This is a genomic window from Aliiroseovarius sp. S253 (genome assembly GCF_049800855.1).
In the GTDB taxonomy this organism is placed as follows: domain Bacteria; phylum Pseudomonadota; class Alphaproteobacteria; order Rhodobacterales; family Rhodobacteraceae; genus Aliiroseovarius.
The window spans coordinates 422,806-435,647 of record NZ_JBNAFW010000001.1 but is presented as its reverse complement, the minus strand read 5'-3'; the positions used below and the strand labels follow the sequence as shown (position 1 = coordinate 435,647).

At 59.1% G+C, this 12,842-nt stretch carries 13 protein-coding genes; 5 read left to right on the top strand and 8 right to left on the bottom strand.

Annotation, left to right across the window (positions count from 1 at the left end; translation table 11 throughout):
- Positions 1–16 precede the first annotated feature (16 nt).
- The 3 genes from ACP15F_RS02170 to ACP15F_RS02160 are packed head-to-tail and all read right to left on the bottom strand — an operon-like array spanning position 17 to position 2,446.
- Positions 17–1,852 (bottom strand): carbamoyltransferase family protein, encoded by a 1,836-nt coding sequence (locus ACP15F_RS02170; RefSeq protein WP_424939209.1) that lies wholly within the window; start codon positions 1,850–1,852, stop codon positions 17–19.
- Positions 1,853–1,859: 7 nt separating this feature from the next.
- Positions 1,860–2,009 carry a DUF5989 family protein gene (locus tag ACP15F_RS02165; RefSeq protein ID WP_348646215.1) on the bottom strand — a complete coding sequence of 50 codons (150 nt, stop codon included), beginning with the start codon at positions 2,007–2,009 and terminating at the stop codon, positions 1,860–1,862.
- 32 nt (positions 2,010–2,041) lie between these two features.
- Positions 2,042–2,446, bottom strand: coding sequence for an SxtJ family membrane protein (locus ACP15F_RS02160; protein ID WP_424939208.1), 405 nt, complete (start codon positions 2,444–2,446; stop codon positions 2,042–2,044).
- 171 nt (positions 2,447–2,617) lie between these two features.
- Between ACP15F_RS02160 and ACP15F_RS02155 the strand changes: the two genes are divergently transcribed.
- The 4 genes from ACP15F_RS02155 to ACP15F_RS02140 all read left to right on the top strand — a co-directional run bounded on the left by ACP15F_RS02155 (position 2,618) and on the right by ACP15F_RS02140 (position 6,914).
- Entirely contained in the window at positions 2,618–4,102 is a 1,485-nt protein-coding gene (locus ACP15F_RS02155) for a di-heme oxidoredictase family protein (RefSeq protein ID WP_424939207.1), read from the top strand.
- Positions 4,102–5,124: an imelysin family protein gene (locus tag ACP15F_RS02150; protein ID WP_424939206.1), complete on the top strand. Its 1,023-nt coding sequence runs from the start codon at positions 4,102–4,104 to the stop codon at positions 5,122–5,124. The genes ACP15F_RS02155 and ACP15F_RS02150 overlap by 1 nt, the downstream gene beginning before the upstream one ends.
- A 4-nt stretch (positions 5,125–5,128) precedes the next feature.
- Entirely contained in the window at positions 5,129–6,211 is a 1,083-nt protein-coding gene (locus tag ACP15F_RS02145; RefSeq protein ID WP_424939205.1) for a DUF1513 domain-containing protein, read from the top strand.
- A gap of 106 nt (positions 6,212–6,317) precedes the next feature.
- Positions 6,318–6,914 carry a DUF937 domain-containing protein gene (locus tag ACP15F_RS02140; protein ID WP_424939204.1) on the top strand — a complete coding sequence of 199 codons (597 nt, stop codon included), beginning with the start codon at positions 6,318–6,320 and terminating at the stop codon, positions 6,912–6,914.
- A gap of 3 nt (positions 6,915–6,917) precedes the next feature.
- On the opposite strand, the gene ACP15F_RS02135 is transcribed toward ACP15F_RS02140, so the two are convergent.
- From ACP15F_RS02135 to ACP15F_RS02115, 5 genes are all read right to left on the bottom strand, one after another.
- Complete coding sequence (locus ACP15F_RS02135; RefSeq protein WP_424939203.1) at positions 6,918–7,283, bottom strand: GFA family protein; 366 nt, start codon at positions 7,281–7,283, stop codon at positions 6,918–6,920.
- A gap of 77 nt (positions 7,284–7,360) precedes the next feature.
- Entirely contained in the window at positions 7,361–9,865 is a 2,505-nt protein-coding gene (locus ACP15F_RS02130; protein ID WP_424939202.1) for a GcvT family protein, read from the bottom strand.
- Between the two features lie 109 nt (positions 9,866–9,974).
- Positions 9,975–10,631, bottom strand: a complete 657-nt coding sequence (locus ACP15F_RS02125) for a hypothetical protein (protein ID WP_424939201.1) — start codon at positions 10,629–10,631, stop codon at positions 9,975–9,977.
- Position 10,632: 1 nt separating this feature from the next.
- Positions 10,633–11,166: a hypothetical protein gene (locus ACP15F_RS02120; RefSeq protein WP_424939200.1), complete on the bottom strand. Its 534-nt coding sequence runs from the start codon at positions 11,164–11,166 to the stop codon at positions 10,633–10,635.
- A 6-nt stretch (positions 11,167–11,172) separates the two neighbouring features.
- The gene (locus ACP15F_RS02115) at positions 11,173–12,159 is read right to left on the bottom strand and encodes a 2-hydroxyacid dehydrogenase (RefSeq protein WP_424939199.1); all 987 of its coding nucleotides are present in this window, start codon (positions 12,157–12,159) and stop codon (positions 11,173–11,175) included.
- A gap of 134 nt (positions 12,160–12,293) precedes the next feature.
- Between ACP15F_RS02115 and ACP15F_RS02110 the strand changes: the two genes are divergently transcribed.
- Complete coding sequence (locus tag ACP15F_RS02110; RefSeq protein WP_424939198.1) at positions 12,294–12,827, top strand: SH3 domain-containing protein; 534 nt, start codon at positions 12,294–12,296, stop codon at positions 12,825–12,827.
- Positions 12,828–12,842: the final 15 nt, after the last annotated feature.

Below are 12,842 nucleotides of genomic sequence, written 5' to 3'. Positions count from 1 at the left end.
TTTCGCCAGCGCATCCTCAGTCCAACTCGTATTTCGACGTATAATCCTCTTTCAGGGCGGGATCCTGATCGGGCTTGCGTAAGATCACATTGCCAATCGCCAGCATGTCCATCTCGGTCCCCATGAAGCAGCGAAAGGCGTCTTCGGGCGTGCAGACAATCGGCTCACCCCGTACATTGAACGAGGTGTTCACGACCACGGGACAGCCCGTCTTGTCTTTGAACCGCGAGATCAGCCGGTGATAAAGCGGGTTGGTGTCCGCATGTACGGTTTGCACCCGCGCCGAATAATCCACATGCGTGACCGCCGGGATCTCGGACCGGGGGACGTTCAGCTTGTCGATTCCAAACAGCGCCTCTTCCTCGGCGCTCATCGGTTTTTTGCGCGCCTCGGCCACGTCCGCGACGATCAGCATATAGGGGCTGTCATCGTCCAGCTGGAACCAATCGCTGACATCTTCCCGCAGGATGGATGGGGCGAAGGGGCGGAAACTTTCACGGTATTTCACCTTCAGGTTCAAGGTCTTCTGCATCTCGGGCGAGCGGGGATCGCCCAGGATCGACCGTCCGCCCAGCGCGCGGGGGCCGAACTCCATCCGGCCTTGGAACCATCCGATGGCCTTGCCATCCGCGATGGCGCTGGCGGCTTCCTCGATCATTTCGTCTTGCGTATGCACGGTATAAATCGCGCCCAGCCGGTCCAGATCGGCGCAAATCTTGCCCGTACCGTAAACCGGTCCAAGATAGGACCCCTTCATCCTATCGCCCGTCGCCGTGGGACGGGGCTTGCCCAGTTCCTGATGCCACGCCGCCAGAGCCGTGCCCACCGCGCCGCCAGCATCGCCCGCTGCGGGTTGCACCCACAACTGCTTGAACGCGCCGTCACGCAGGATCTTCCCGTTGGCCACACAGTTAAGCGCCACGCCGCCAGCCATGCACAGGTTCTCGATCCGGTATTCAGCCGCCGCCGCGCGGGTCATCCGCAAGACAACCTCTTCGGTCACGGCTTGGATCGAGGCTGCGATGTCCATGTGGAACTGCGTCAGCTTGTCAGCCTCGGGCGCACGGTGAGGTTCGCCAAAGACTTTGGCAAAGGCGTTGTTTGTCATGGTCAGACCGGCGGTGTAGTTGAAATAGGTCTGATCCAGTTTGAACGATCCGTCCTCTTTCAAATCGACCATCGTTTCAAGGATCAGGTCCCTGTATTTGGGAACTCCATAGGGCGCTAACCCCATCACCTTGTATTCGCCCGAGTTCACCTTGAACCCGGTGTAATGGGTGAACGCGGAATAGAGCAGACCCAGCGAATGCGGGAAGTGAATTTCCTTCAGAATTTCCAACTCGTTCCCGCGCCCGATCCCCAGCGTGGTCGTGGCCCATTCACCCACGCCATCAATGGTCAACACCACGGCCTCGTCAAACGGGGACGGATAATACGCGCTGGCGGCGTGGCTGATGTGATGCTCGGAAAATAAAAGCTGAGCCATGTCGAAATCGGGCGACAGTTTCTGTAGCTCTTTCACCAAAAAGCGGCGTAGAAACAGCTTTTCCTTCAGCCAGATCGGCATCGCGACACGGAACGAGGCAAACCCCCTTGGGGCCGTCGCAATATAGGTTTCCAAGAGCCGTTCAAACTTCAGAAATGGCTTGTCGTAAAACGCCACGTGATCAACGTCAGACAAGCTGATGCCCGCTTCGTCCAACACATATCCGATCGCATGTTCGGGAAAGCGCGCGTCGTGCTTTTGTCGGGTAAACCGTTCTTCCTGTGCCGCTGCCACGATGTCACCATCATGGATCAGGGCCGCAGCACTGTCATGGTAAAGCCCCGAGATACCGAGAATATATGTCATATTACCCCTAGAATAGAGGGTACAGGAACGGCGCGATGGCCGAGCCTTGGCTTAGCACGATCAGGCCCCCAAAGATCACAAGGATCAGAAAAACCGGGGCCAGCCAGAACTTCTTTCTGACCCGCAAGAACGACCAGAGCTCTGCTAAAAATGACATTGTTTCGCCTCCACCCATTGAAGCAATTTTCGTTAATACTGCCGGGACATGCTTTCCGGTTTGGTTGTCCGAGGCTTCCAATATGACCGTACTGAGCGATCAAATTTCCTTGCCAAAGGGTCGGTGCCCTTCAGCCGGAAAATTAGCGCGATTGGCACAAAAGCAATCGCAAAGACCATAAACATCACCACAGGCGAAATGATCGAATGCAAAAGCAAGCCAAACTTGAACCACAGCTTATTCAGCGGATTCAGAAGCGCCGGACGGATAACCGCCAAGGCAATGAAACCCACAGTCAGAATTGCCGTCACCGGCCAAAGCGCCCCGCCTCGGATCAACAAATACAAGGTAATCAACCCTGCAACACTGCCAAAGACCAAGCCAAAGCTTTTGTCGGACCCCATGGTCACGTCAGTTTTCGAAATATGTTCAGACATAAAAATTGCCTCGTAATTACCGATAAGCGTAAACCATTTCCGTGAAATCGCAAAACGCTTACCCGGGTGCGGTTGCGATTATGTCGCGGCCATAATCCGAGTATTTTTATCAGCTATCTTTACCTTGCCCGTTCAGCCCCCTAAAACGCCCGGGAAACAGGAGCGGTCACGATGCGCACAACAGCATTTCTGGTAGGGATAATGGCGGCGGCCACGCCATGTTACGCCGACAGTCTCGGCCCTTGGGGCGAGCCGCATCTATCTTCAGTCCCCCGCACCACAGCCGAACGTGCACGCCTTCAGGCAGCACTTGCGCCACCCAGCGACTTCTCGATTCCAAACAAGTTTGAGACCCGGAGTGCCGGGGCGGCTACTCAGATGGAACCACAGTCGCGCACCCAGTTTTCGACACCCTTCCCTAATCTTCCCGCTGATCAGAAGCTGGACTTCACATTGGGAGAGGCCATGTTCGAAAAGCTCTGGGTGCAGGCTCCGGCCTCGACCAATTCGTCAGACGGATTGGGACCGCTCTATAACACACGCGCCTGTTCGGCCTGCCATATACAGGACGGCCGGGGCGTGGTCGTCGGCCCGGATGAGTACACAGGCTTGGTGCTTCGACTGTCCGTCCCCGGCGATGAGATGCAGCCCGACCCGAACTATGGCTTCCAACTACAGGACCGCGCGATCTCGGGCCATCAAGCCGAGGGGACGCTGGGCATCACCTATGGGGAAATGCCGGTCACGCTAGGTGATGGGACTGTCATCACCCTCCGCGCGCCGCAGTATTCTGTCCAGAACGGCACCCTTGGGGGTCTATTGGAAGAAACCATAACTTCGCCCCGCATTGCTCCACAGATGATCGGGCTGGGCCTGTTAGAAGCCATCCCGGAAGCTGACATTCTGGCGCTGGCGGACCCCAATGACACAGACGGAGATGGCATCTCGGGCCGCCCTAACGTGGTTTGGTCGCACGAGTTCGGCCAGCCGATGCTGGGCCGCTTTGGCCACAAGGCAGGCAACCCAACCCTACGCCAGCAATCTGCTGATGCCGCGAACGGAGATATCGGCCTGTCCTCGACCCTCGTTCCCAACCATTGGGGTGACTGCACCGAAGTACAAACCAAATGCCGCGACGAACGCCACGGCGGAACCGAGGCACAGGACGAGGTCGAACTGGGGGACAAAGCGCTGGACGTGCTGACCACTTATGTTGCCGCGCTTGCCCCGCCCGTACGACGCAACGCGGACGATCCCGAGGTTTTGCGCGGTAAGGCGCTGTTCTATCAAACCGGCTGCACGTCATGTCACACGCCCGCTTTTGTCACCCATCGTCTGCCCGATGATCCCGCGCGGTCATTCCAACTGATCTGGCCCTATAGCGACTTGTTGTTGCACGACATGGGGGAAGGTCTGGCCGATCTCCGCCCCGAATGGCAAGCTTCGGGACAAGAATGGCGCACGCCCCCTTTGTGGGGCATCGGTTTGACTGCCGCGGTAAGCGGCCAGACCAGCTTTCTTCACGACGGGCGAGCCCGAACCCTTCTTGAAGCCATCCTATGGCATGACGGCGAGGCCTTCAGCGCGCGCGAAACCGTGCGTCTGATGGATGCGCCTGATCGTGCCGCGTTGATTACATTTCTGGAGTCGCTCTGATGCGTCTGTTCGCCTTTGTTGCCACCTGCCTTCTGCCCGCTCAAATCCTGTCTGCGCAGGTTGCCCCCACAGCGGATCATGCCGACATTTCGGACCGCGTTCTGACCGTGATCGAAAGCCAATTCAGCGCGTTTCGGAACGAAAGCGCCACACTTGCGCAGACTGCGGTAGACTTTTGTGACGGAGGCGCACGCGAACCGGTGATCGACGCGTTGGAAGCCACATGGTTGGCGTGGGCTCCGCTGGACGCATATCAGTTCGGTCCCATCGAGCAACAGGCCGCAGCACTGACAGTGAACTTCTTCCCTGACAAGAAGAACTTCACGGGTCGCGCCCTGCACCAGCATCTGAAACGGCCCGAGGCTGAACAGGATGATCCCGCCATCGTGGCAAGCTCGTCCGCCGCTTTACAGGGGCTGCCCGCTATCGAGCGCTTGCTATTTGAAGACCTGCCCACGTGCCCTTCACTTGTCGGCGTCACCGGCAATCTGGCCCACATGGCGCAAAACCTCTATGACGGCTGGTTTGCGGCTAACGGCTGGGCTGATCTGGCACGCGGGGCGGGACCGGACAACCCGGTCTATCTGGCAGATACCGAGTTCACCAAACAGATCTATACCGCAATCGACTTCTCGATTTTGCGGCTGAAAGAGCATCGCCTTGCCCGCCCGTTGGGCACGTATGAGCGCGCCTTCCCAAAACGGGCCGAGGCATGGCGTTCAGGGCTAACCAACCAGATCATGATTTCACAGCTTGAAGGAATCATCGCCCTTGTTGATCAGGGCTTTGCGGATGCGGTATCGAAGCCGGCACGCGTTGAGGCGCTCAAGACCCTCGAAGAGCTCCGCACCCGCATTGACTCCATCGGGGCTCCTCTGGCCGTGGCTGTCGAGGACCCGCTGATGCGCGTCCGGATCGAAGGCATCATGTCCAAACTCGACTATCTCCAAACGCAAATGGACGAAGATCTTGGCCGGGATCTGAGTGTCCAATCCGGCTTCAGCGCCGGCGACGGAGACTGAGCCGATGCAACGCCGCGATTTCTTTAGTAAAGTGTTGGCAGGACTTGGCACAGCCGCCCTGCCCCTTCCGGTCTGGGCCGACGCCGGTGCGCCGGATTTCGTGACGGCCGGAAACAAGCCTGACAACTCGACATGGCTTGTTGGGTTAGGCGTCGCAGGAGACGTACGCTTCCAAATCCCGATCCCCGGACGTGGCCACGCCGCCGCGCTGCACCCAACCCGGCCCGAAGCCGTCGCCTTTGCCCGCCGCCCTGGACGGTTCGCTGTCATCATAGACTGCACCACTGGTACCGAAATCGCCCGATTGGACAGTCCCGAAGGCCGGCATTTCTACGGCCACGGGGCTTTTTCACCTGATGGCGCGCTGCTGTACACCACGGAAAACGACTTTGATGCGCCTGCGGGTGTCTTGGGAATTTGGGACGTTTCTGATGGCTATAACCGCATTGGAGAAGTCACATCTGGCGGCATTGGCCCGCACGAGGTTCTAACCCTGCCGGGCGGAGGGCTGGTCGTCGCAAATGGCGGCATCCAGACCCATCCCGACGTGGGTCGCGCCAAGCTGAATCTGCCGACCATGCAAACCAACCTGACCTATCTGGATGCAAGTGGAAGTGTCACCGAGCAGGTCGCGCTGACCGGTGACATGCACCAGAACTCGATCCGTCACATCGCGTTGGATCATCAGGGCCACGTGGTTGCCGCATTGCAATGGCAAGGACCACCCACCCGCCAAGTGCCGCTTGTCCTGCGCCACAAACAGGGCGCTGCTCCTATTTTCTTGACGCACCCAGACCAGCGGCTCTTGAAGCATTATGCCGGGTCCATCGCCACCTGCTCGGAAAGCGGAGAGATTGCCGTGACAGGTCCAAAAGGCGGTCATACGCTGTTCTTCAACGCCGATGGCACACCCAATGGATCGGCCCAACACGGCACAGCTGCTGGCGTGGCCCGGTCGCGAAACGGGGGCCTGATGATCACCCGTGAGGGCGGGCTGGTGCATCGCGCGAACGGTGTAGAAACGGTGATCAAGGTCGCTGGCGATTGGGCGTGGGACAACCATCTTGCCCCGATCTCCTCCACCTGATCAACAAAGCACCTCGGATGCGGGTGGTTACGAAACCACCCTCTTTCCCCTTATGCAACCGTCGACCACCCATCATACTGCTTGCGATTTAGACAAGGAGAACGACATGTCCCTTTTGCAATTGCTACAACAAGCTCAGAACGGTCAGGGCCTGTCGGCTTTGGCCGAAAAAGTCGGTCTGGACCAAGCCCAAGCCGGAGATCTGACCAATCTACTGGCTCCGGTGATCGGTAAAGCAGCCAAACAACAGGCCGAAAGCGGCGGTCTGGAAAGTGTTCTGGGCGCCCTGAAAGGCGAAGCGCAAGCCGGAATGTTTGACGACGCCGCTCAGGCTGCCAGCCCCGAAGGCGCGGCACAAGGGGCTAACTTCCTGAACGGCCTGTTGGGCGATAACGGCACCAACGCACTGGCAGAACAAGCGGCAGAACGCACCGGGATCGACATGGATCAGATCATGGCCTTCCTGCCTTCGCTTGGAGCCATGGCCCAAGGCGGCCTGCAGAAACAAATGCCTGATGCCTCGATCGATGCGCTGCAAGCCACGCAAACGCAAGGCTCGGGCGGCGGGCTGATGGGTCTTGTCGGCGGTCTGCTGGGCGGCGGCAAAGAAGGCGGTCCGGATCTGTCCGCATTGACCTCGCTTCTGGATGCAGATGGCGATGGCTCCGTGGTGGACGACATCATGGCAAAGCTGACGAAGTAAGGCCTAGTCCAGAAACTCCCATCTGTCCGCCCCGTCAAAGTGGCGGACAGTTAGCGCATTCATCACCTCAAGCGGTGCCATGCGCAGATTGACTGCGAAGCGGTCTTGATCAGCCTTTTCGCCAGCCCCCCAATGGGTGATGCAGCCACACGTCTTGCACGCGTGGAAGTCGATCATATGATCGCCCCAGCTATAGATTTTTGTATGGTCCTGCCCGGTCAGGATCGCGCCTTCATTCGGCGGGCAATGCGCCCACAGCGCGCCATAGCGGCGGCACATCGAGCAATTGCAGGACACCACAAATTTCGGTTGGCTCACTTCGAACGTGACCGCACCGCAGTGACACGCGCCTTGGATTTTACCGGACATAGGGCACCTCCTGCGCAATGCTTGCACAAAGAAAAAGGCCCCGCAATCGCAGGGCCTTTCCAAGTTTGCCGAACTGATCAACCGTTGACGCGGATCGTTTCGTTTTTCGGGTCATAGGGGCTGTCGACCGTAACCTCGGCGTCATAAAGCGCGCCCATGATCTTGACCTTCAACTTCTGGCCAGGCACCGCCAGTTCCGGCGGCAGATAGCCCATGCCGATCGACTTCTCGAACGCGACCGAATAGCCGCCCGAGGTCAGACGCCCCACTTTCTTGCCATCCAGGAACAGTGCCTCGCGGCCCCACGGATCCGCATCATCCGGTCCGTCGATCAGAAGCGTGCAGCATTTCGAGCGCACGCCGGTTGCCACCATCGCGTCTTTGCCGTGGAAGTCTTTTTCCAGATCGATGAAGCGCGGAAGATCGGCTTCGGCCGGGGTCGCGTCGCGGCCCAGCTCGGTGCCGAATGCACGATAAGACTTCTCCTGACGTAGCCAGTTTTGCGCGCGCGCGCCGACCAGCTTCATGCCGTGCTTTTCGCCAGCGTTCACCAGCAGATCCCACAGATAGTTCTGCATCTCGATCGGGTGGTGAAGTTCCCAACCCAGTTCACCGGTATAGGCCACACGGATCGCGTTCACCGGGCACATACCCAGCTCGATTTGCTTGGCGGACAGCCACGGGAACGCTTTGTTGGTCAGCGCGTTTTCCGGGTCTGCATCGACGATGATCTCTTTCAGAACATCACGCGACTTCGGACCCGCGATGGCGAAGACGCCCCACTGGGTGGTCACGTCCTGGATCTCGATATAGCCGAACTCCTCCATCTTGTCCTCGGCCGCCTTGCGTAGGAAGTCGGCGTCGTATTCGGTCCATGCACCGGCCGAGACGAGGTAATAGTTATCCTCGCCATTGCGCACGATGGTGTATTCGGTGCGGGTCGTGCCGTGCGATGTCAGGGCGTAAGTCAGGTTGATCCGGCCAACGCGCGGCAGCTTGTTGCAGGTGAACCAGTCAAGGAACTGGGTCGCACCGGGGCCTTTGACGACGTGCTTGGTGAAGGCCGTCGCGTCAATCAGGCCAACGCCTTCCCGCACGGCCTTCGCTTCATCCACAGCATATTGCCACCAGCCGCCACGGCGGAAGGAACGGCTTTCTTCATCGAAGTTCGAGGGCGCATCAAGCGGGCCGTAATAGTTCGGACGTTCCCAACCGTTGACCCAACCGAACTGCGCGCCTTTTTCTTTCTGACGGTCGAAGGCGGGCGATGTGCGCAGGGGCCGACAGGCCGGGCGCTCTTCATCCGGGTGGTGCAGGATATAGACATGCTCATAGCACTCTTCGTTCTTGCGCGCGGCGAACTCGGTGGTCATCCAGTTTGACGAATACCGCTTGGGATCAAGCGATGCCATGTCGATCTCGGCTTCGCCATCGACCATCATCTGGGCGAGGTAATAGCCGGTGCCGCCAGCCGCAGTGATCCCGAACGAGAAGCCTTCAGCCAGCCACATGTTACGCAGGCCCGGCGCCGGGCCCACCAGCGGGTTGCCGTCGGGAGTGTAGCAGATCGGGCCGTTGAAGTCGTCTTTCAGGCCGCTTTCAGCACAGGACGGCACGCGTTCGGCCATCGCCATGTATTGATCCGCAATCCGGTCCAGATCCAGCGGGAACAGGTCAGCACGGAAGCTGTCCGGTACGCCATGTTCAAAGCGGGCGGGAGCCCCACGCTCATAAATGCCAAGGATCCAACCGCCACGTTCTTCACGGGCATAGCTTTCGTTATCGGCGTCGCGCACTACGGGGTGCTCGGGGTTGCCAGCTTCGCGCCATTTGACCAGCTCGGGGTCTTTGTCCATGACGATGAACGTGTGCTCGACCGGGATGGCGGGCATCTTGATGCCCAGCATCTTAGCAGTGCGCTGTGCATGGTTGCCCGAAGCGGTCACGACGTGTTCGGCGGTGATCACAACCTTCTCGTCGCTCTCGATCAGGTTGCCACCTTTTTCGACCATCTTGGTGCAGGTGACTTCCCAGTGGGTGCCAGTCCAGTTGAAGTCATCGGCTTGCAGCTTGCGGTGAATTTCCACACCGCGCTGACGCGCACCTTTCGCCATCGCCTGCGTTACGTCTGCCGGGTTAATATACCCGTCTTCGGTGTGATAGAGCGCGCCTTTCAGGTCCGACGTCTCGATCAGAGGCCAACGTTCCTTGATCTGATCCGGGGACAGGAATTCGTAGTTGATACCCACGGTATCCGCGGTCGATGCGTACAGTTGGTATTCATCCATACGCTCGTCGGTCTGCGCCATACGTAGGTTGCCCACGACGGCGAAACCCGCGTTTAGACCGGTCTCAGACTCAAGCTCTTTATAGAACTTGACCGAGTAGTCGTGGATGTGGGTCGTCGCATAGGACATGTTGAACAGCGGCAGAAGACCGGCAGCGTGCCAAGTCGAGCCCGAGGTCAGCTCGTCACGCTCGATCAGCATCACATCATCCCAGCCAGCTTTGGCCAGGTGATAGGCGATCGACGTACCGACGGCGCCACCGCCGACGACAAGCGCTTTTACATTGGTTTTCATGGGGCGACTCCCTTGGGAAAAATCTGTTGCATCATAGATGCCGAAACGCGGGGCCAAGGTCCGAACCTGCCCGACCTTACACAGATAGAAAACGACATAGGTGGCGGAATCAACGCCCCAACGCGTCCGCAAGTTGACCCACGGGGATCACGGGCGCGATCAAAGCTTCAAGCTCTTTGCGGCGCGGATGATCGGGGACGAACAGCGTCATGCACATATAGTCTTCGACCAAAGCCGCCTGTGCTTCGAAATTGTAGGACAGATAGGCGCCGGGTTCGCGCCCCGGCCAGTAATAGGGATCCCCCGGCTGAAAGCTCTCGGCCCCTGATTTGAAAGGCGTGTATCCCGTGCGAGCGCGGTTTTGCCACTGCCAGACATGCACCAATTCATGTGCCATCAACAGCGCATGCGGCATGGGCAGACTTTCAGGCCAGCCAGCGAACATGTCGTCGCGATAGAAGTCACGTTTCAGATAAATCTGATTCCACAGAACGAATCCCGCTGGGAAGGTCCATTTCCGATCCGGCTGGGCCACGCGGTCGCACACGGTTTTCGGAATGTCCCGCGGTGCGGTTTTCGGTGTGTCTTGGGGAATCGGATCAGGTTTCGGAAGCGGCAGCGCTCCGACCCCGGCACGCACGCGGACCTTGCTGGCGTCCAGAGAATCTCCGAACAAAGTCTGTGACATCTGAACTTCGTTCTCGGACAGGGGGCGAGAACAGGCGGTTAGGCAGACCAACGCGATAAGGGCGACGTGTTTCAGCATGCTATTGCCCTTCGGAGGGCACCTCGTAAGTTTTCCGACGTGCAGAGCGCACCTGCGCACCGACATAGATCAGCCCAACAACCAACCCGATCATCCCTGCCAAATACGAGGTGTCATGCAGCATCGCCGCGCGCCCGTATCCGATGGGATCCTCTGCCGCCGCGGGGACTGGAATGTGCTCCATCGGCGGATCAAAAGCCAGACTGACCAAGCCCAGCGTCAGCGTGATTGCGACCACCAGCACTGCCGCCTGAAGAAACACGCGCCGCGCCTGTTTGGCGGACGGGATCCCCAGTGACATAACGGCAATCGGAATACCGATCACCAGCCCCATCCACCAGCTTGCCTGCCATCCGACATAGGCCGCGCCTATGCGGCTTTGCAGAAGCTCAGGTATGCGGAACTGAGGGAATTTCAGCGCATAGAAATAGTCCGGCCCGACCGTGAAACTGATCTGGTTGTGCACGATGCCATAGATCCCGGCCAGCACACAGGCGAAGCCAACCATTATGGGAAGGGCCAGAAGGCGGCGCATGCCGGGTCAGAGCATTCCGGGCACGACTTGATCGGGCGGACGGTGACCGTCAGCGAAGGTCTTGATGTTGATCAGAACCTTCTCGCCCATCTCGACGCGCCCTTCGACTGTTGCCGAACCCATATGCGGAAGCGCCACCACATTGGGCAGGTCCCGAAGACGGGGGTTAATTTCGTTGCCGTGCTCGTACACGTCCAGACCCGCGCCCGCGATTTCGCCCGCACGGAGCATTCGAGTCAGCGCGTTTTCGTCGATCACTTCCCCGCGCGAGGTGTTCACGATCACCGCATCAGGCTTCAGCAGTTTCAGACGGCGTGCGTTCATCAGGTGGAATGTCGACGGCGTGTGCGGGCAGTTGATCGAGATGACATCCATCCGCGCCACCATCTGATCAAGGCTTTCCCAATAAGTAGCCTCGAATTGCTCTTCGATCTGCGGGTGCAGTCGCTTGCGATTATGATAATGCACCTGCATTCCGAAGGCGCGCGCACGCGTCGCAACAGCTTGACCGATCCGGCCCATGCCAAGAATACCAACGCGGCGCCCCTGAATACGGTGACCCAGCATTGCGGTCGGCGACCACCCTTCCCACTTGCCCGACGCCATGACGCGGATGCCTTCGGGGAAGCGGCGGGTGACGGCGAGAATCAAGGCGATGGCCATATCCGCGGTGTCGTCGGCGGACACGCCCGGTGTGTTGGACACCAAAATACCACGCTGGCGGGCGGACCCGACATCAATATGGTCCACGCCGGCCCCGTAATTTGCGATCAAGCGCAAACGTTCACCTGCACCGGCCAACATGTTCGCGTCGATCTGATCGTTGATCGTGGGCACCAGCACGTCGCAGCGCTTCATCGCATCGGCAAGCTCGGCCTGGCTCATCGGCCGGTCATCGTCCCGAAGTTCAACGTCAAACAGTTCCATCATCCGGGTCTCGACAACCTCGGGCAACCGTCGCGTCACGACAACACTTAGACGTTCAGCACTCATGCCAGCCCTCCCTGCGGGTTTTCTTTTGCGCGTGTCCCTGACAAAGTGACAAGGAACGAGGCAAGGTACAAGCTCTCTCCGGATCGCAGACGAAATAAAATTGCGCGGGCGGTGTAGGGCAGCAGGAGATCAGTGTGAGTTTTCGATTTGGCATCCGTTTTGCGGCGTCTGTGCTGGCCGTGTGTTTGGCCACGCAAGCGAGTTCCGCCCAGACTGACAACGCACCCGAGGCCGCTCCCGAGCGCGGCGCGGTCACCAACCTGCCTATTCCTCGTTTCGTGTCCCTGAAAGGATCCGAAGGCAACGTGCGGCGCGGCCCGTCCTTGCGCCATCGGATAGATTGGGTGTTCAAGCAACGCGGCATGCCCCTTCGCGTCATTGGTGAGTTCGAGCACTGGCGCCAAGTGCAAGACCGTGACGGCGTTGGCGGCTGGGTGCATTACTCGCTTCTCTCCGGCGCGCGGACAGCGATTGTCGACCAGGATCTGATGCCGCTTTACAGCCGAGCCAACCCGGAAAGCCAGATTAACGCTTATCTTGAAGCTGGTGTGATCGCGCGGATTGAAAGCTGCGGACCGGCATGGTGCCGCCTGAAGGCCGACGGCATTCGCGGCTGGACCACCAAAGAATCGATCTGGGGCGTTGGCCCGGATGAAGAGATCAAGTAACCACCAAAGCTTGCA

Coding starts and splice junctions, on each gene's coding strand:
- ACP15F_RS02165 (WP_348646215.1), bottom strand. CDS start 2,009: ATGTCATTTTTAGCAGAGCTCTGGTCGTTCTTGCGGGTCAGAAAGAAG.
- ACP15F_RS02145 (WP_424939205.1), top strand. CDS start 5,129: ATGCAACGCCGCGATTTCTTTAGTAAAGTGTTGGCAGGACTTGGCACA.
- ACP15F_RS02130 (WP_424939202.1), bottom strand. CDS start 9,865: ATGAAAACCAATGTAAAAGCGCTTGTCGTCGGCGGTGGCGCCGTCGGT.
- ACP15F_RS02140 (WP_424939204.1), top strand. CDS start 6,318: ATGTCCCTTTTGCAATTGCTACAACAAGCTCAGAACGGTCAGGGCCTG.
- ACP15F_RS02120 (WP_424939200.1), bottom strand. CDS start 11,166: ATGCGCCGCCTTCTGGCCCTTCCCATAATGGTTGGCTTCGCCTGTGTG.
- ACP15F_RS02160 (WP_424939208.1), bottom strand. CDS start 2,446: ATGTCTGAACATATTTCGAAAACTGACGTGACCATGGGGTCCGACAAA.
- ACP15F_RS02115 (WP_424939199.1), bottom strand. CDS start 12,159: ATGAGTGCTGAACGTCTAAGTGTTGTCGTGACGCGACGGTTGCCCGAG.
- ACP15F_RS02135 (WP_424939203.1), bottom strand. CDS start 7,283: ATGTCCGGTAAAATCCAAGGCGCGTGTCACTGCGGTGCGGTCACGTTC.
- ACP15F_RS02155 (WP_424939207.1), top strand. CDS start 2,618: ATGCGCACAACAGCATTTCTGGTAGGGATAATGGCGGCGGCCACGCCA.
- ACP15F_RS02150 (WP_424939206.1), top strand. CDS start 4,102: ATGCGTCTGTTCGCCTTTGTTGCCACCTGCCTTCTGCCCGCTCAAATC.
- ACP15F_RS02170 (WP_424939209.1), bottom strand. CDS start 1,852: ATGACATATATTCTCGGTATCTCGGGGCTTTACCATGACAGTGCTGCG.
- ACP15F_RS02125 (WP_424939201.1), bottom strand. CDS start 10,631: ATGCTGAAACACGTCGCCCTTATCGCGTTGGTCTGCCTAACCGCCTGT.